This is a genomic window from Stenotrophomonas sp. SBJS02, from assembly GCF_020428325.2.
GTDB classification, from domain to species: Bacteria; Pseudomonadota; Gammaproteobacteria; order Xanthomonadales; family Xanthomonadaceae; genus Stenotrophomonas; species Stenotrophomonas africana.
On record NZ_CP109812.1, the window covers coordinates 3,106,874 to 3,124,459 of the forward strand.

Annotated in this window: 14 protein-coding genes; 3 read left to right on the forward strand and 11 right to left on the reverse strand. The window is 66.1% G+C overall.

The features are described from left to right. Window positions 1-55: 55 nt before the first annotated feature. A complete protein-coding gene (locus tag FQS62_RS14460) occupies window positions 56-385 on the reverse strand; it encodes a hypothetical protein (RefSeq protein WP_005413891.1) in 330 nt (109 codons plus the stop codon). Window positions 386-624: 239 nt separating this feature from the next. Between FQS62_RS14460 and FQS62_RS14465 the strand changes: the two genes are divergently transcribed. Together FQS62_RS14465 and FQS62_RS14470 are read left to right on the forward strand one after the other, a co-directional pair. After that, window positions 625-1,401, forward strand: a complete 777-nt coding sequence (locus FQS62_RS14465; protein WP_208042947.1) for a HipA family kinase — start codon at window positions 625-627, stop codon at window positions 1,399-1,401. Then, a complete protein-coding gene (locus tag FQS62_RS14470; protein WP_088479853.1) occupies window positions 1,379-1,771 on the forward strand; it encodes a DUF3037 domain-containing protein in 393 nt (130 codons plus the stop codon). Before FQS62_RS14465 ends, FQS62_RS14470 begins: the two co-directional genes overlap by 23 nt. Before the next feature lie 16 nt (window positions 1,772-1,787). On the opposite strand, the gene FQS62_RS14475 is transcribed toward FQS62_RS14470, so the two are convergent. The 3 genes from FQS62_RS14475 to FQS62_RS14485 form a co-directional block, all read right to left on the reverse strand. Further along, window positions 1,788-3,218 carry a serine hydrolase domain-containing protein gene (locus FQS62_RS14475; RefSeq protein WP_208042948.1) on the reverse strand — a complete coding sequence of 477 codons (1,431 nt, stop codon included), beginning with the start codon at window positions 3,216-3,218 and terminating at the stop codon, window positions 1,788-1,790. Between the two features lie 64 nt (window positions 3,219-3,282). After that, window positions 3,283-3,771, reverse strand: coding sequence for a DUF4952 domain-containing protein (locus tag FQS62_RS14480; protein WP_226053544.1), 489 nt, complete (start codon window positions 3,769-3,771; stop codon window positions 3,283-3,285). Window positions 3,772-3,834: 63 nt separating this feature from the next. Continuing rightward, entirely contained in the window at window positions 3,835-4,740 is a 906-nt protein-coding gene (locus FQS62_RS14485; RefSeq protein WP_049445601.1) for a LysR family transcriptional regulator, read from the reverse strand. 119 nt (window positions 4,741-4,859) lie between these two features. On the opposite strand from FQS62_RS14485, the gene FQS62_RS14490 reads away from it, so the two are divergent. Then, window positions 4,860-5,849: a zinc-dependent alcohol dehydrogenase family protein gene (locus FQS62_RS14490; protein ID WP_208042949.1), complete on the forward strand. Its 990-nt coding sequence runs from the start codon at window positions 4,860-4,862 to the stop codon at window positions 5,847-5,849. Window positions 5,850-5,892: 43 nt separating this feature from the next. Here the strand turns inward: FQS62_RS14490 and FQS62_RS14495 are convergent, their stop codons facing one another. From FQS62_RS14495 to ligA, 7 genes are all read right to left on the reverse strand, one after another. Next, window positions 5,893-8,421, reverse strand: coding sequence for a membrane-bound PQQ-dependent dehydrogenase, glucose/quinate/shikimate family (locus tag FQS62_RS14495; protein ID WP_088479855.1), 2,529 nt, complete (start codon window positions 8,419-8,421; stop codon window positions 5,893-5,895). A gap of 131 nt (window positions 8,422-8,552) precedes the next feature. Further along, window positions 8,553-11,267 carry a DNA gyrase subunit A gene (gyrA, locus tag FQS62_RS14500; RefSeq protein WP_049445608.1) on the reverse strand — a complete coding sequence of 905 codons (2,715 nt, stop codon included), beginning with the start codon at window positions 11,265-11,267 and terminating at the stop codon, window positions 8,553-8,555. Between the two features lie 261 nt (window positions 11,268-11,528). Then, window positions 11,529-12,593 carry an S-methyl-5-thioribose-1-phosphate isomerase gene (gene mtnA / locus FQS62_RS14505; RefSeq protein ID WP_049445610.1) on the reverse strand — a complete coding sequence of 355 codons (1,065 nt, stop codon included), beginning with the start codon at window positions 12,591-12,593 and terminating at the stop codon, window positions 11,529-11,531. Window positions 12,594-12,640: 47 nt separating this feature from the next. Beyond that, a complete protein-coding gene (locus tag FQS62_RS14510) occupies window positions 12,641-13,369 on the reverse strand; it encodes a DUF3011 domain-containing protein (protein WP_107379842.1) in 729 nt (242 codons plus the stop codon). Between the two features lie 139 nt (window positions 13,370-13,508). Next, entirely contained in the window at window positions 13,509-14,465 is a 957-nt protein-coding gene (gene epmA, locus FQS62_RS14515; protein WP_049445613.1) for an EF-P lysine aminoacylase EpmA, read from the reverse strand. After that, the gene (locus tag FQS62_RS14520) at window positions 14,462-14,947 is read right to left on the reverse strand and encodes a GNAT family N-acetyltransferase (RefSeq protein WP_049445614.1); all 486 of its coding nucleotides are present in this window, start codon (window positions 14,945-14,947) and stop codon (window positions 14,462-14,464) included. Before FQS62_RS14520 ends, epmA begins: the two co-directional genes overlap by 4 nt. 49 nt (window positions 14,948-14,996) lie before the next feature. Continuing rightward, window positions 14,997-17,468 carry an NAD-dependent DNA ligase LigA gene (ligA, locus tag FQS62_RS14525; protein ID WP_208044189.1) on the reverse strand — a complete coding sequence of 824 codons (2,472 nt, stop codon included), beginning with the start codon at window positions 17,466-17,468 and terminating at the stop codon, window positions 14,997-14,999. Between the last annotated feature and the right edge of the window lie 118 nt (window positions 17,469-17,586).

Below are 17,586 nucleotides of genomic sequence, written 5' to 3' on the forward strand. Positions count from 1 at the left end.
TGCGTCCCAGGGAGGTGCCGGGGAACTGCCGGCACCTGCCAGGCCTGGACTGGCACTACTGCTGCGCGTGCAGGTCCCAGGTGGCCAGATAGTCGGGGTCGACCACGATCATGCCACTGGTGCGCATGCGGTACTCCCCGGGCTCGGCTGGCTGGTACTGGTCCAGCATCGGCGGCAGATAGCGCTCGTGGCCATCATTCTCGTCGGCCAGCACCACGCCCTCGTCGGCGCTGATGCGCAACACCGTGCCGGCGTACTGCTCCAGCCCCTTCACCTGGCCGTCGCCGCCATAGCGGGTGACCCCGACCAGTACGACCTTGCCGATCATTTCTTCCGCCTTGGCATCGTCCAAGGTCGGCAGAATGGGAGTGAATTCGTCGCTCATCGGTGCACCTCCGTAGCCTGCAGGACATCGTGGATGAGGTTTCCGCTTCGCAGTGCGCGTCGCTGGCAGCCGAGCAGGTACCCAGCCTGGAGCCTCTGCATCGAGAGTGCCAGTACGCTCATGAACCCAAGGGTTCCTGTAGCAGGATGCTGCCATCGCAGGCGGAAGGGACAGGTGAAGGCCGAAATCGGTCCACGCCGATCAGAGGGTTGCACCTGCACCCACGCTAGAATGCGCGCATGCGCACCGTACATGCCCTCCGCTACATCACCCCCTTGCGGGAAGGTGGCTCCCTGCCGGCCGTGGTCGAGACCGACGACGACGGCATGGCCGTGCTGAAGTTTCGCGGTGCCGGCCAGGGACCCAAGGCCCTGATCGCCGAGCTGATCGCGGGCGAAATGGCGCGTACGCTCGGACTGCCGATTCCAGAGATCCTGTTCGTCGAGCTGGACCGCGAGTTCGCCCGCACCGAGCCGGACCCGGAAATCCAGGAGTTGATCCGCGCCAGCGAGGGCCTGAACCTGGGTCTGGACTACCTGCCCGGCGCGATCAACTACGACCCGGCAGCGATGCCGGTGGATGCCGACCTGGCCTCGCGCATCGTCTGGTTCGATGCGTTCACCAGCAATGTCGATCGCACCACCCGCAACCCCAACCTGATGGTGTGGCATCGAAAGCTGTACCTGATCGACCACGGTGCGGCCATGTACTTCCATCACGACTGGGCCAACGCCGGCGATGCCTGCGAAAAGCCGTTCGTGTTGATCCGCGATCATGTGCTGCTGTCGTTCGCCAGTCGCATCGCCGAGGTGGATGCCGAGCTGGCCGCGCGCCTGACCGATGCCGAGATCGAACGCATCGTCGACCTGGTGCCGGACAGCTGGCTGGTCAACGAGCCGGCGTTCGAAAGCCCGCAGGCTTACCGCCAGGGCTACATCAACTATCTCAAGCATCGCCTGAAAGTGCGTGCGGTGTTCGTGCAGGAGGCCATCCGTGCCCACGCTGCACACGTATGACTACGCGGTCATCCGCGTGGTACCGCGGGTGGAACGCGAGGAGTTCATCAACGTCGGGGTGATCGTCTCCTGTCCTGGCGCGCGTCATCTGGAGGCGGCCATCGAGATCGATCCTGCGCGCCTGCGGGCGTTCGCGCCGGCGTTGGATCAGGAGGCGCTGCAACCGTGGCTGGATGCGATCGTAGCCATCTGCCGTGGCGACGCCAACGCCGGACCGATCGCACAGCTGCCTGCGCGCGCCCGCTTCCACTTCCTCACCGCCAAGCGCAGTTCGGTCGTGCAGATGTCGAGCACGCATGTGGGCCGCACGGCCGACCCGGCGGGTGTGGTGGAACACTTGATGACGAAGATGGTGCGGGTGCCGGAATGACCGGCACCTGCCGCGTTCACAGCGGCACTCTACGCGCGATGTAGTTGACCACGTTGCCGATCGCATCCGGATCGACATTGGCCAGGCCAACGATCACATAGCCCTGTGCGGGCATCACCACGATGGCATTGTTCGATCCGGGCGCACCGCCTTCATGGCCATACTGGTGTTCCTTGCCCTCGCCCTGCACCACGAAGCCGAATCCATACCAGCCCTTGTGGTTCTGCGCGGTGGTGGCCTGCTTCAGCAATGCGGGCGAGACCAGCTTTCCGCTTTGCAGTGCCCCGGCGAATTTCACCATGTCGGCCACCGTGCTGTAGCCACCACCGGCTGACATGCCGCGCCAGGGCAGCGACTTCGTTTCACGGACCCATTGCCCATCCTTCTTCGTGTAGGCGACGGCTCGCTGCGGGACGTTCACTGTTTCCGGCTCGAAGCCGGTGCCGGTCATGCCCGCCGGGCGCAGGATGTGCTCGTCCACATAGGCGTAGTACGACTGCCCCGAAACCGCTTCGATGATGCGCCCCAATACGATGAAGCCATAGTTGGGGTAGCTGTCCTGGCTGCCCGGCGTGAACTGCGGCGCATCCTTGGCAAAGCGCTGCACGTAGTCATCCAGCGTCTTCAACGACGCGGAATACTGCTCGAAATCGTCGCCGAAGAAATCACCCAGACCGCTGGTATGTGACAGCAGATGGCGTACGGTCACGCTGTTGGCGACCACCCTGTTCGGATAGTCCGGCAGGAACTTGCCTATCGTGTCATCAAGGCTGAGCTTGCCCTCCTGCATCAGTTGCAGGAGGGCCACTGCAGTGAACATCTTGTTGGAGGACGCAAGGCGGAACTGCGTATCCACGCCCACTGGAATGCCAGCGGTACGATCGGCCTCGCCACCGCGCCAGTCCAGCAGCACCTTGCCGTTCCGTGCCACCTGCAATGCACCCGACAGCGCGTCCTGCGCCCGCAGCGCCTCCAGTTTTGCTGTGGCATCGGCCATCAGCGCGGGCAAAGCAACCCGTTCCGGCTTGTACTTGTCCGGCGTATCAGTGCCCTCGATCTGGAACAGCTTCACGTGCGACGGGTTAGCCGGGTCCATGACCGCCGTCACCCACATCGCACGTTCGCTCAGCTGGCCCATTACCAGCAGCTTCGCCTGGCTGGGCGCGCGCTCGAGTGTTTCCAGCACGTTCAGCGGGCCGGTGCTCTCGCGGAACTCGAGATAGTCCTTGGGAGTGCTGCCCTCCTGCTTCGCATATCTGTCGGCAAATGCCTGCAACCCCTCGAGGCTGCCTGCATTGAAGGCCGCAAGCCAGTCATCGATGGCATCCTGCGCACGTGGATGTTCGCGCTCGGAAGATGCTGCGCCAACTGCCGGAAACGCCGATGTGGCAACCAGGATCAAACAGGCCAACGCATTGCAGAGAAACAGGCGTCCAACAGCCTTCATGGCAATTCCTTTGCGGGCATCCCTGGGCGCATCCTAGACGATGGATCGGCCCGCCGCATCCACGCTAGGGACTCTGCCGCAACACCTCGACGGTGACGTTGAATGCCTCGATGCGCGGCCATTCGTCCCGTTCGTACGGCAGCGACTCCACCCCCATGCCGATCTGATACCGCACCGTATCCGGGCCGTCACGCCAGTAGTACGGCGCGCCATTGCTCCAGCCGCAACAGACGTAGCGCAATGCAGGCATGCCAAATGTCTCGCGCAGATAGGCTTCCACCTGCGCCGCCTGGGCACCTGAAACACGATAGTGGGCTTCCATGGGTTTGATGTAGGACGCGTCATCCTGGCTGCAACCTACATACTGCAGTCCCGGAGGCTTCCGGCCCATCGCCTGCAGGAAATCCTGGCATTCGATATCAGGTCGCGCCAGGCCATCCGTGCGCCCTTGCACCTCCCACTCGGCCAACGCCTGCGCAGGTGTCTGCTGCGCAAGCACGCTGGCGCTGGAAAAGGACGCCAGCAGCAGGAAGCGGGTGGCATGCTGCGGCAACGGGAGAGAGATCACGGGGCGAGTCCTTCGCATGGGAACACGGGAATACTGATCGATGCCACGCTATCGCCGTGCCATCGACTGCTCAGTGAAACGCGCCACGCAGAAGTCCAGGAAGCTGCGCAGCTTGGGGGTCAGCTGGCGGTCGCGCGGATACACCAGGTTGATCCAGGTCGATACCGGCACATGGTCCGGCAGCACTTCCACCAGTTCACCACGTGCCAGCGCAGCGGCAAGCATTTCGTAGGGCTGCAGGATCAAGCCCAGACCACCCACGGCTGCTGTCAGCAGCGGCTCGGCCTGGTTGACCATGAAGCGGCTGGACACCGGGACGGTAAGCACGCTGCCATCGGCATCGCGGAAACTCCAGCGCGTGCGGATGATCGAATGCGCGAAGCCCAGGCACTCGTGCCGGCTCAGATCATTGGGATGGGTGATGGCCGGGCGCGAAGCCAGATAGTCCGGCGAGGCACACAGGACCAGCGGATACGGCCCCAGCCGCCGTGCCACCAGCCCGCTGTCGGCCAGGTCACCGGTACGGAACACCAGGTCGTAGCCGTCCTCGACGATGTCCACCAGGCTGTTGGACAGGTTCAGATCGACCTGCACATCCGGGTACTGCTGCATGTAAGCCACCACCGCCGGGCCGAGCGCGTGCACGCCGAAGGTGACCGGCGCGCTGATGCGCAGGCGCCCCATCGGCCGTCCACGCGCCACTTCCGCCAATTCCTCGGCGCCCTCCACTTCCTCCAGGATCACCCGCGCCCGCGCCAGGTAGGCCTGGCCGAAGTCGGTCAGGCTCTGCTTTCGCGTGGTGCGGTTGAGCAGGCGCACGCCCAGATGCTGCTCCAGCGCCTGGATGTGCTTGCCGACCAGCTGCGGCGAGAGATCCAACGCGTCTGCGGCGGCGGCGAAGGAGCCGACCTCGGCCACCTTGGCGAAGGTCCGCAGGGGAACGATCAGGTCCATTGCAAACAAATGTTTTCCAATGAAACACCAGATTACCCCTTATTCTGGTTGCAGACTACGCGCACAGTAGCGCTCACCCTTTCGCCGGCGCCCTCGTCGGCCCTTCCTCGGAGTCCCCCATGAGCCAGGTTGTCCGCATCCACGAATATGGCACCGCCGATGTGCTGCGCATCGACGATATCGACGTTCCCGCCCCCGCCCCTGACGAAGTCCAGATCCGGGTGAGGGCGATCGGCATGAACCGCGCCGAGGTGATGTTCCGCAACGGCGCCTATCTGCAGGAAGCGCAGTTCCCCAGCCGGCTGGGCTACGAAGCGGCCGGCATTGTCGAAGCGGTCGGCAGTGCGGTGAGCGGCTTCGCAGCAGGCGATGCGGTCAGCGTGGTACCGCCGCTGGACATCGCGCGCTGGGGCACCTACGGCGAGCTGGCCAATGTGCCGGCTCGACTGGCGGTCAAGCACCCGCAGGCGCTGGACTTTGAAACGGCTGCTGCGGTGTGGATGCAGTACGTCACCGCCTGGGGCGCGCTGCTGGAGCAGGCGCACCTGTCCGCCGGGGATTTCGTCATCATCACCGCTGCCAGCAGCAGCGTTGGCCTGGCCGCGATCCAGATCGCCAATGCGGTGGGCGCCACGCCGATCGCGGTCACCCGCGGCCCGGGCAAGCGCCAGGCCCTGCTCGATGCCGGTGCCGCCCACGTCATCGCCACCCAGGAGCAGGATCTGGTGGCCGAAGTGGCGCGCATCACCCGTGGCGCCGGCGCCCGCGTGGTGTTCGATCCGATCGGTGGCCCGCAGTTCGTGCCACTGACCGAAGCGATGGCACGTGGCGGCATCCTGCTGGAATACGGCGCGCTGAGCAGCGAACCCACGCCGTTCCCGTTGTTCAATGTGCTGGGCAAGTCGCTGACGCTGAAGGGCTATCTGTACTCGGAAATCGTCTCCGACGATGCCGCGTTGGCCCGTGCCAAGGCATTCATCGTCGATGGCCTGGACAAGGGCACGCTGGCGCCGAAAATTGCCAAGGTGTTCCCGTTTGCGCAGATCCAGGAAGCACACCGTTACCTGGAATCGAACGAGCAGATCGGCAAGGTGGTGGTCACGGTGTAATCCCGTGTCGTGCAATGGAGGCGGCCCACCGCCCCCATTGCGGTTACCTCGGCAACGCAAACGCCATCACGTAATCGCCGTTCGGGGTTTCCATGAAATGATGGCCGCCAGCCATGATCACCACGTACTGGCGCCCGCCCTGCTCGTACACCATCGGATTGGCCTGGCCGCCCGCGGGCAGCTTGGCATGCCACAGTTCCTTGCCGGTCTTCAGATCGATGGCACGCAGCAGGTCATCGGTGGCGGCGGCGATGAAGATCAGGCCGCTGGCGGTCACCACCGAACCGCCGTTGTTCGGCGTGCCGATCTCGATCGGCAGGCCGGAGCGGATGCCGAACGGTCCGTTGCCGCGCGCACTGCCGAACGGACGGTCCCACAGCAACTTGCCGGTGCGCAGATCGATGGCACGGATGCCGCCATAGGGCGGCTGCTTGCACAGCAGGCCGGTGAACGGCAGCCGCCAACCGGCGTTGACCTGGATGCCATACGGCGTGCCCACCTGCGGGTCGCCCGCGCCTTCGGCACCGCCCTTGTCGAACCGGATCTTCTCGCGTGGCAGCCAGCCCAGCCGGTCAGCCTCGGCACGTGGCACCAGCCGGTTGTAGTTGGGCATGTCGTTGTAGTTGGCCACGATCACGCCGCGGCGCGTATCGATGGACACGCTGCCCCAGTCCGAGCCACCGTTGTAGCCGGGGTACTCGATGGAATGGCGCTCGCTGCTCGGCGGCGTGTAGAACCCTTCGTAGTACGCCTTGCGGAACTGGATGCGGCAGACCAGCTGGTCGATCGGGGTGATGCCCCACATGTCACGCTCGGTCAGGTCATATTCGCGACGCAGCGTGTGGTACAGCGAGAACAGCTGGGTGGGAGAACGCTGCTCGGGTTCGACGCCGCCGACCGGTACCTTGCGCTCTTCGGCGGCGGTCAGGAGCTGGCCGTTGCGGCGATCAAGGATGTACATGTCGCCCTGCTTGGTCGGCAGCAGGATCGCCGGCACCTTGCCCGCCGCCGTCGGGTAGTCGATCAGGCTGGCCTGCGACCCCAGGTCGTAGTCCCACACATCCTTGCGCACTGCCTGGAAATGCCAGACCGGCTTGCCGGTGGCCACGTCGATCGCCACCAGCGATGTCGCGTAGCGGTTCTGGTTCTCCGTGCGCGAGCCACTCCAGTAATCGCCCGCGGCATTGCCCAGCGGCAGGTAGACCAAGCCCAGCGCCTCATCACCGGTGGCCGTGGTCCACATGTTGGGCGTGCCCCGCGTGTAGGTCTGCTCGCGCGGTGGCAGACCGCTGCGCTCGGGCTGGTCCATGTCCCACGCCCAGCGCAGCTTGCCGGTGATCGCGTCGTAGGCCTGGATCACGCCTGAGGGCGCATCGCGGCGCTGCCCGTCCAGCACCTGATGACCGGTCACGATCACGCCGCGCACGATGGCCGGCGGCGAGTTGATCGACACGTAACCCGGTGGCACCTCGCCCATGCCCAGGGTGATGTCGACCTGGCCGTTGTTGCCGAAGTTGGCGCAGGGGCGGCCGCTGTCCGCGTCCACCGCGATGATGCGACCGTCCAGCGTGCCTTCAATGATGCGCGCCCAGCACGTTGGACGACTGCCCGGCGCAGCGCTGCGGGTAACGCTGGGCGGCGGTTCCGGCAGCGCCAGATCAGCGGCGACATCGGCCAGTGCCGCGTCGGCAAGGGTCGGCATGCTGGGCTGCTCGTAATAGCTCACACCACGACAGGCAGCGGTATAGGGAATCGAAGCATCCTTTACCTTTGGATCGAACCGCCACAGTTCCTTGCCGCTGGCAGCATCAAGCGCGATCAGGCGGTTGCGTGCGGTGCACAGGTACAGGCGGTCGCCGATCTTCAGCGGCGTGGTTTCGGCGCCCCAGCGCTTCTTCGGCATATCGCCGGTACGGAACTGCCAGGCCGGCTGCAGCGTGGCCACATTGGCCGGGGTGATCTGCTGCAGCGGCGAATAGCGGGTACCCGCATTACTGCGGCCCCACGCCGGCCAGTCGCCCTCGGCGGGCTGGTCAGCCGGCTGCAGGCCCGTGGTATCACGCGTAGGTTCCAGTCCGGCGCTGATCGCGCCTTCCGGGAACGGCTGATGCCCATCCACTTCACCATGCGGCGCGAAAGCCAGGCCGAAGGCGGCCACGAACACCAGCATCAGCACGCCCGCCACGCTGCGCGACAAGCGCTTGGAGACCGGCTCGTGCAGGGTGGGAGCCAGCAAGGCCAGCGCGATGCCCAGCGCGGTCACCAGGCCCAGCCGCGGCACCCAGCGCCAGTAGTCGCTGCCCGACTCCCACCAGGTCCACAGCAGCGTACCGGTGAACACCAGCGCATACAGCAGCGCGCCGCTGCGGCGGTTGCCGAACAACAGGATTCCGCTGGCCAGCAGGCCGAGCCCGGCGATGGCGTAGTACGCCGAGCCGCCAAGGCTGAGCAGCCACGCACCGAGCCCGCCGATGACCAGGCCGAGCACGACCAGCAGCAGCGACAGCACGGTGACAAGGGGGTGCCGGGAGGCGCGAACGGGAGCAGGAGCGGACTGCGGCGTGGCGGACATCGTCGATCTCCGGGGGCAGCATGCGCCGTTATCGCACCGCCTGCGTGAAGCGCGCGCGTATGTGTGGCATCCGGATACGACGACGCCGGCACAGAGCCGGCGTCGTCGAGTACCTCAGGCTCGCGGCAGGATCACTCCTGCGCGGCGTCCTCGCTGCTGGCAGCAGCCGGTGCGCCGTCGGTCGTGGCCGGAGCGGCGGCAGCCACCTCGTCCTCGTCCTCGTCGATCGAGGCATCCATGCGCTCCACCGCCTGCAGCTTCTCGTCCTTGGACAGGCGGATCAGGGTCACGCCCTGGGTGTTGCGGCCGACGCGGCTGATTTCCGAGCCACGCGTACGCACCAGGGTGCCACCATCGGAGATCAGCAGGACTTCGTCGCTGGAGCCCATCAGCACCGCGGCGACCAGCTTGCCATTGCGCTCGGTGGTCTGGATGCCGATCACACCCTGCGTGCCACGGCCCTTGCGCGGGTAGTCCGGCAGCGGGGTGCGCTTGCCGTAGCCGTTCTCGGTCGCGGTCAGGATGTACTGCACACTGGCGTCGTCGGCGCCGTCGATCACCGCATCGCCCGTGGCGGCGGCTTCCTCGACACCGTTGTCGTCCTCGTTCTCGTCCTCGATGCCACCGGCACTTTCGGCCACGATCAGGCTGACTACTTCCTCGCCGGCCGGCATCTTGATGCCACGCACGCCGGTGGCGGTACGGCCCATCGAGCGGACCTTGTCCTCACCGAAGCGCACGGTCTTGCCGTTGGAGGCGAACAGCAGGATGTCACGCTGGCCGTCGGTCAGGCCAACGCCGACCAGAGCATCGCCCTCGTCCAGGTTGATCGCGATCTTGCCGCGCGCCAGACGGAAGGCGAACTCGCCCAGCGGGGTCTTCTTGACCGTGCCGTTCTTCGTGGCGAAGAACACGAACTGGCCATCGGCGTACTCGCGCACCGGCAGCACGGCCTGCACGCGCTCGCCGGGTTCCAGCGGGATCCAGTTGATGATCGGACGGCCGCGGGCGTTGGAGCCAGCCTCGGGCAGCTGGTAGACCGGCAGCCAGAACACCTTGCCCGAACTGGTGAAGGTCAGCAGCGTGTCGTGCGTGTTGACCAGCCACAGCTGTTCGATGAAATCCTCTTCCTTGGTGGACGCTGCGCTGCGGCCGCGGCCACCACGGCGCTGGGCGCGGTACACGCTCACCGGCTGGCGCTTCACGTAGCCGGCATGCGACACGGTGACCACCACGTCTTCCGGCGCGATCAGGTCGAGGATGTCCAGGTCTTCTTCGCTGTGGCGGATTTCGGTACGACGTTCGTCGCCGAACTCGGCCCTGACACTGATCAGCTCTTCACGGATCACCTGCAGCAGGCGATCGGGATCTTCCAGGATGTGGATCAGCCCGGCGATCACTTCCAGCAGCTGCTTGTATTCCTCGGTCAGGCGGTCCTGCTCCAGCCCGGTCAGGCGGTGCAGGCGCATTTCCAGGATCTGGGTGGCCTGGATCTCGGTCAGCTGGTAGCCGCCTTCGATCAGGCCCACGCCCTTGGGCAGGTCATCCGGACGCGAGGCTTCGGCACCGGCAGCGCCCAGCATCGAACCGACCAGGCCCGGCTCCCACAGGCGCGCGAGCATGCGCTCGCGGGCTTCGGTGGGGTTCGGCGAGGTCTTGATCAGCTCGATCATCTCGTCGATGTTGGCCAGCGCGACGGTCAGGCCTTCCAGCACGTGGGCACGGGCACGCGCCTTGCGCAGCTCGAATACCGTACGGCGCGTGACCACTTCGCGGCGGTGGCGGACGAACGACTCCAGCATCTGCTTGAGGTTCATCAACTGCGGGCGGCCATCGACCAGCGCCACCATGTTGATGCCGAACACCGATTCCATCTGCGTCTGCTGGTACAGGTTGTTCAGCACAACCTCGGCAGATTCACCGCGCTTGATTTCGATGTAGATGCGCATGCCGTCCTTGTCGGACTCATCGCGCAGCTCGCTGATGCCTTCGATCTTCTTTTCCTTGACCAGCTCGGCGATCTTCTCGATCAGACGCGCCTTGTTCACCTGGTAAGGAATTTCGGTGACGATGATCGACTCACGGCCGTTGTCGGCCACTTCGATATCGGCCTTGGCACGGATGCGCACACGGCCGCGGCCGGTGCGGTAGCCGGCGACGATGCCGGCGGTGCCATTGATGATGCCGGCAGTCGGGAAATCCGGGCCCGGGATGTACTCCATCAGGCCGTCGACATCGATTTCCGGATTGTCGATCAGCGCGATGCAGGCGTTGATCGATTCGGTCAGGTTGTGCGGCGGGATGTTGGTCGCCATGCCCACCGCGATACCGGCCGAACCATTGACCAGCAGGTTCGGGAACCGGGTCGGCATGACCGTCGGCTCCAGTTCCTTTTCGTCGTAGTTGGGCTGGAAATCGACGGTTTCCTTGTCGATGTCCGCCATCAGCTCATGCGCCAGGCGCGACATGCGCGCCTCGGTGTATCGCATCGCCGCAGCGGAGTCACCGTCGACCGAACCGAAGTTACCCTGGCCATCGACCAGCATGTAGCGCAGCGAGAACGGCTGTGCCAGACGCACCAGCGTGTCGTACACCGACTGATCGCCATGCGGGTGGTACTTACCGATGACGTCACCGACGATACGCGCCGACTTGAAGTAGGGCTTGTTGCTGTGCGCGTTCAACTCGTTCATCGCGAACAGCACGCGGCGATGCACCGGCTTGAGGCCGTCGCGCGCATCCGGGAGCGCGCGGCCCACGATCACGCTCATGGCGTAATCGAGATAGCTCTTGCGCATCTCGTCTTCCAGGTTGACCTGGATGATTTCCTTGGCGGTTTCTGCCATTCGGGTTCCGTTGTCTGGTAGCGGTCCAGTCCGGCGCAGCCCTCTGCGGGAGGGGGTCGCGCCGGAACCTCGATTCAACCTGTGGATACTACCACAACAGGCCGTTTTCCGCCTCCCTTTACGGGGATTTTACCGGCACAAATCAGGAACTTAGGGCCCCATGCCGCCCCTGTAGAGCCGAGCCCATGCTCGGCTGCGGCGGATTCACTGGCTGAGCCGAGCGTGGGCTCGGCTCCACAGACATCCGCGACCCTGCCCGCCTCAGCCGCCGAAGGCGGCACGCATGTTGTCAGCGGTCGGGTTCAGGATCACCCCGCGCTCGGTCACGATGGCATCGATCAGTTCACCCGGGGTGACGTCGAACACCGGGTTCCAGGCGGCAATGCCTTCGGCCACGGTGCGGGTCCCGCCCACGCCATACAGCTCGCCCGGGTCGCGCTGCTCGATCTCGATCTGGCTGCCGTCCACGGTGTCCATGTCCACGGTCGAGGACGGCGCCACCACCATGAACCTGACCCCGTGGTGGCGGGCGGCGATGGCCAGCTGGTAGGTGCCGATCTTGTTGGCGGTATCGCCATTGGCGCAGATGCGGTCTGCACCGACGATCACCCACTGCACCGCGCCGGTCTTCATCAGGTGCGAGGCGGCCGAATCGGCAATCAGGGTGGCGTCGATCCCATCCTGCTGCAGCTCCCACACGGTCAGGCGTGCACCCTGCAGCCACGGCCGGGTCTCGCCGGCGAACACGCGGGCGATGCGGTGCTGGGCCATGCCGGCACGGATCACGCCCAGTGCGGTGCCGAAGCCTGCGGTGGCCAGCGAGCCGGTGTTGCAGTGGGTCAGCACGCCGCTGCCGGCGTCGATCAGGCCCGCGCCCAGCGCGCCCATGTGGCGGTTGGCGGCCAGGTCTTCCTCCGCGATGGCCTGCGCCTCCGCTTCCAGCAGAGCCTTCCAGTCGGCGCCGGCGGCGTTCAGGCAGCGACGCATGCGCGCCAGCGCCCAGGCCAGGTTGACGGCGGTCGGGCGCGACGCGTTCAGGCGCTGCAGCGCCGGTTCCAGCTGCTGCAGCGCGTGCGCACCGTCTGCGGCCTGCACGTCACGTGCGGCCAGCACCACGCCCCAGGCCGCGGCAATGCCAATCGCCGGTGCACCACGCACGGTCAACGCGTGGATGGCGGCGGCAACCTCGTCACTGTCATGGCAGACCACATGCTCGACCACGAACGGCAGCTTGCGCTGGTCCAGCAGTTGCAGGGCATCGCCGGTCCACAGGATCGGGCGGATGTGGTCGTAACGGGCGTAGTCGATGTCGGAGGCAGTGTTCATGGGCCCATTGTAGGGCCACGCCCCGCGCGGTTGGAGCCTGCCCGGGCTCAATTCACCGAGAATTCGGCGCGGCAGCCGCCGTCCACCCAGATCCCGTTGCGGTTCCAGCCCCAGGTGTTGCCTTCCTCGCACGGGGTGCTGGACAACTGTTCGGTGACGACGGCGCCGACCGAAATGCTCGCGCCACAGAAGCGGCGCTTCTTCGACTTCGACTCGCAGGTCAGACGGCGTGGCACGTCAACAAAACGGCCGTCCTCGTCAGCCACTTCGAAATCCCCCTGGCAGCCGCGGCTGGTCCACACTTCGTTACGCTTGTAGCCCCAGCCCTGCCCTTCCCGGCACGGCAACGCCGACAGTTGGCGCAGCAGGCGTACCGGCGCCCCATCCAGGCGCACCGGACAGCTCTGCGGACGACCGTTGGATTCGCAGCGCACCACGCGGCGAACCAGGCGTTTGCCTTCATTCGCTGCCGGAATGGCCCCCGCGGCGCGGCGCGCGCGGAACTCGGCGCGGCAACCCAGGGTGACCCAGACACCACTGCGGTCGGTGCCCCACTCGCTGCCACGGATGCAGCTGCTGTTGGAGAGCTGGCGGACAAGGTCGATGCCATTGCTGACATCGATATCGCAATGCACCCAGCCCATGTCGCGCGATTCGCAGGTCACCACTTCGCCGTCATACCCCACCTGCTGGGCAGACGCCGACGACGGCAGCCAGGCACCCCACAACGCAATGGAGTAGACCGGAGCCGCGACGACCGCAAACCACTTGACCAATGCCTTCCCCAACAGGAGTGGACGAATTCCGATGCGAGTGTCCCGCATCTGCCGTGATAAGAGCATCATCCTGCTTACCGAAGCAAGCGCGGAAATGCGGCAATCCGTTCAGTCTTCGATATTCAGAAAACCCTGAAGATCAGGCGTGGGCGAAGTCATAGGCCAGCACGTCGGCGATGCGTGGCGTGCGGTTCATCGCCATCAGCAGCCGATCGACACCCACCGCCACACCCGCGCACGCCGGCATTGATGGGAGTGCGGCCAGCAGTGCCTCGTCCAGCGCCGGCTGCACCTGGCCGCGTTCGTGCCGGCGCTGCAGGTCACGCTGGAAGCGCGTGCGCTGCTCCTGCGCATCGTTCAGTTCGTGATAGCCGTTGGCCAGTTCCACCGCACCCAGATACAGCTCAAAACGCTCGGCCAGCGGCGGCGTGCCGGCGCGGATGCGGGCCAGCGCCGCCTGGCTGGCCGGCCAATCGTGGACCACGGTCATCACCGTGTCATCGAAGTGCGGCTGGATGTGATGGGTCATCAGCAGGTCCAGCCAGTCGTCGCGGGTCAGCCCTACCGGGTCGATGTGCACGTCGCCGAGCGCGGCGCGCAGCGCGGCTTCGTCAGCCTCGAACGGGTCCACGCCCACATGCTGCTGGAACAGTTCGCGGTAGCTCAGCACGCGCAGGGTCGCACTGCGTCCGACCAGGGCCAGTGCCTGACCGACCAGCTCGGCGGTCTCCTGCACCAACCGGTGGTGGTCCCAGCCGACCCGGTACCACTCCAGCATGGTGAATTCCGGGTTGTGGCGACCACCCGCTTCGCCGTTGCGGAAGACCCGGCCCAGCTCGTAGCAGTCGCCCACACCTGCCGCCAGCAATCGCTTGAGCGGGTACTCCGGCGAGGTGCGCAGCCAGCGGCGACGGCCACCGGCATCGACATGCCCGGTGAAATCGGTATGGAAGCTGTCGATGTTGGGCTCGGTGTTGCCTGCAACCGACAGGATCGGTGTTTCCACCTCCAGCACATCGCGCTCGGCGAAGAAGCGGCGCACCAGCGCATTGAGCGCAGCGCGCTGCTGCAGCGCGTGCAGCAGGGCCTCACTCACAGGATGCCCTCCGGGCGCGGGTGGTCCAGCGGCAGGGTCAGCAGATCGCGGGTGTCATCGATGTATCCGCTGGCCAGGTACAGGCGACGGGCGAGCTCGTTGTGGTGGTTCACTTCCAGGCGCAGGCGGCTGACGCCACGGCCACGCGCGCGCTGTTCGCAGATGGCCAGCGCCTGCTTGCCGCGGCCACGACCGCGCGCACGATGGCTCAGGTACAGCTCGTCCAGCAGCATGAAGTGGCCGCCCTGCTCCAGGCTGAAGCCCATCGCGATCACTGCGTAACCAACCACCTCGCCCGCCTCGTCCAGCCACAACAGCACTTCGCCGTTGCGTGGGTCGGCCAGCAGTGCATCCACGCCGCGACGCACGCGCGCGTCATCGAAGTCGATCTTGTCTTCGGCATAGAACTCGCGCATCAACGCGATCAACTGCTCTTCGTCGGCGCGGGTGGCCAAGCGGAAATCCAGCGGGGCGGTCTGCATCGGTATTCCTTTGTGTTTCATGCCGGGCGCGAGGCACCCGGCGGGGTCATCATTCGTGTTCGGCAAGGTAGGCCAGCAGGCGGTCTTCGTCCCACACGGGCACGCCCAGCGATTGCGCCTTGTCCAGCTTGGAGCCGGCCTCGGTACCGGCCACCACGAAACTGGTCTTCTTCGAAACGCTGCCGGAGACCTTGGCACCCAGCGCTTCCAGGCGCTCCTTGGCGGCATCGCGGGTGAGCTGGGCCAGGGTGCCGGTCAGCACCACGGTCTGCCCATCCAGCGGGCCGGCCACGATCTCGGCCAGCGCCGGCGCCTTGGCCAGGATCTGCTGCATCGCCTTTTCGGCCACCAGCAGCATCGCGCCATGGCCTTCGGCGTCCAGCCACGCAGCCAGACCGCGTGCGGTGTCATCGGGCAGGCCGGCGTTGACGAACTGGCCATGCTCGGCGTCGAGCACGGCCTGCGCGCCAGGCAACGCAGCCACCAGCTTCTCCGCACGCAGGCGGGTGATGCCGGGGATTTCCGACTCGACCAGCAGCTGCGCCAGATCCAGCCCTTCGCGCAGCTTGGCACTGGGCGCATGCACATCACTGATGCGCACCTGGCCGACCTGCAGCAGGTCATCGATGGCCTGCTGGTTGCCCTGCTGCTCGAAGAAATGGCCGAGCGAGCGCGCTACTTCGCCACCGATGTCCGGCACGCGCTTGAACAACGGCCACGGCAGGTGGCGGATCAGCTCCAGGTCACCGAACCACTGCGCCAGCGCCTTGGCCGTGCTTTCGCCCACATGCTCGATGCCGAGCGCGAACAGCAAACGCTCCAGCGTGGCGGCACGACTGGCGTCGATCGCCGCGATCAGGTTGTCGGCCCACTTGGTGGCGATCTTCTTCGTGTTCCATTCGAAGCTGGCGGGCTGCACCAGCGCCTGCGCGCGCCAGCCCGGATCGTTGCCGTCCAGCTTGAGCACCGCATTGAGCACCGCACCACTGCCTTCGGCGGGCAGATGCAGCTTCAGCGCAGCAGCCAGTGCGGAAGGGTCCTCGGCATCCAGCACAAGCTTCAGGTGCAGCAGCTGGTCACGGTTGAGCCGGTACAGGTCGGCCACACTCTTGACGATGCCGGCGTCGACCAGGGTTTCGATGTACTTGTCGCCGAGGCCGTCGATATCCATCGCACGACGCGAAGCGAAATGGGCAATGGCCTCCTTGCGCTGCGCAGGGCAGGACAGCTCACCCGAACAGCGCCATGCGGCGGCACCTTCCTCGCGCACGATTTCCGAGCCGCACACCGGGCAAAGCGTCGGCATCCGCCACGGCGTGGTGCCCTGCGGGCGGCGATCGAGGATGACGCTGACCACTTCCGGAATCACATCGCCGGCGCGGCGCACGATCACGCTGTCGCCCACCCGCACATCCAGGCGTGCGATCTGATCGGCGTTGTGCAGGGTGGCATTGGACACGATCACGCCGGCCACAGCCACCGGCGCCAGTCGCGCGACCGGCGTGGCGGCACCGGTGCGACCGATCTGGATCTCGATGGCCTCCACCGTGGTGCTCTGTTCCTGCGCCGGGAACTTGTGCGCGATCGCCCAGCGCGGCGCACGCGAGACGAAGCCCATCGCCTGCTGGCCCGCGCGGTCATCGAGCTTGTAGACCACGCCATCGATATCGAACGGCAGGCCATCGCGGCGCTCACCGATATCGCGGTAGTAACCCAGCAGGCCGTCGGTGCCTTCCACCACCTTGCACAGCTCACTGACCGGGAAGCCCCAGGCACCGAGCTGGGCCAGGGTGCCCGAATGGGTGTCCGGCAGCTCGCCGCCCTGCACTTCGCCAGTGCCGTAGGCGAAGAAACTCAGCCTGCGCTGCGCACTGATCTTCGGGTCGAGCTGGCGCAGCGAACCGGCCGCCGCATTGCGCGGATTGGCCAGCACCTTGCCGCCCTGCAGGCGCGCACGTTCGTTGTAGGCCTCGAAGTCGGCACGGGCCATGTAGACCTCGCCGCGCACCTCCAGCACATCCGGCCAGTCCCTGCCGTGCAGACGCTTGGGAATGTCACCGATCTCGCGCAGGTTGGCGGTCACGTCCTCGCCGGTACTGCCATCGCCACGGGTCGCGCCGAGCACGAAATGACCATCCTCATAGCGCAGGCTGATCGCCAGGCCGTCCATCTTCGGCTCGGCCGAAAACTGCAGGCTGCGGCGGCCCAGGCGCTCATCGATGCGGCGCACGAAATCGGCCACTTCCTCGTCGCTGAAGGCATTGGACAGCGACAACATCGGTACCGCGTGGCGCACCTCCGGGAAGCGGCCGGAGGGGCGCGCACCGACCTGCTGGGTCGGGCTGTCGGCACGGGCCAGTTCCGGGTGTTCGCGCTCCAGTGCTTCCAGCTCGCGGACCATCCGGTCGTAGTCGACGTCGGGGATCTCCGGCGCGTCCAGCTCGTGGTAGGCGCGGTTGGCCTGGGCGATCTGCCGGCGAAGGTCTTCGGCGCGTTCGGCGGGGCTGGGGCTCATCGGGATCCGGTGGTTCTGGGATGGCCGGGGATTCTACCGCGCCCGGCCGTCAGGCCCGGTAACGGCCCTGCCTTTTGTGGAGTCGAGCCATGCTCGACTGGCGCTTCGCTCTGGCAGGCGCCAA

What these genes read in the sequence shown, in the direction of transcription:
- FQS62_RS14485 (WP_049445601.1), bottom strand. Translation starts at nt 4,740, where the DNA reads ATGGACCTGATCGTTCCCCTGCGGACCTTCGCCAAGGTGGCCGAGGTC.
- FQS62_RS14520 (WP_049445614.1), bottom strand. Translation starts at nt 14,947, where the DNA reads ATGCAGACCGCCCCGCTGGATTTCCGCTTGGCCACCCGCGCCGACGAA.
- FQS62_RS14495 (WP_088479855.1), bottom strand. Translation starts at nt 8,421, where the DNA reads ATGTCCGCCACGCCGCAGTCCGCTCCTGCTCCCGTTCGCGCCTCCCGG.
- FQS62_RS14490 (WP_208042949.1), top strand. Translation starts at nt 4,860, where the DNA reads ATGAGCCAGGTTGTCCGCATCCACGAATATGGCACCGCCGATGTGCTG.
- mtnA (WP_049445610.1), bottom strand. Translation starts at nt 12,593, where the DNA reads ATGAACACTGCCTCCGACATCGACTACGCCCGTTACGACCACATCCGC.
- gyrA (WP_049445608.1), bottom strand. Translation starts at nt 11,267, where the DNA reads ATGGCAGAAACCGCCAAGGAAATCATCCAGGTCAACCTGGAAGACGAG.
- FQS62_RS14460 (WP_005413891.1), bottom strand. Translation starts at nt 385, where the DNA reads ATGAGCGACGAATTCACTCCCATTCTGCCGACCTTGGACGATGCCAAG.
- FQS62_RS14465 (WP_208042947.1), top strand. Translation starts at nt 625, where the DNA reads ATGCGCACCGTACATGCCCTCCGCTACATCACCCCCTTGCGGGAAGGT.
- FQS62_RS14475 (WP_208042948.1), bottom strand. Translation starts at nt 3,218, where the DNA reads ATGAAGGCTGTTGGACGCCTGTTTCTCTGCAATGCGTTGGCCTGTTTG.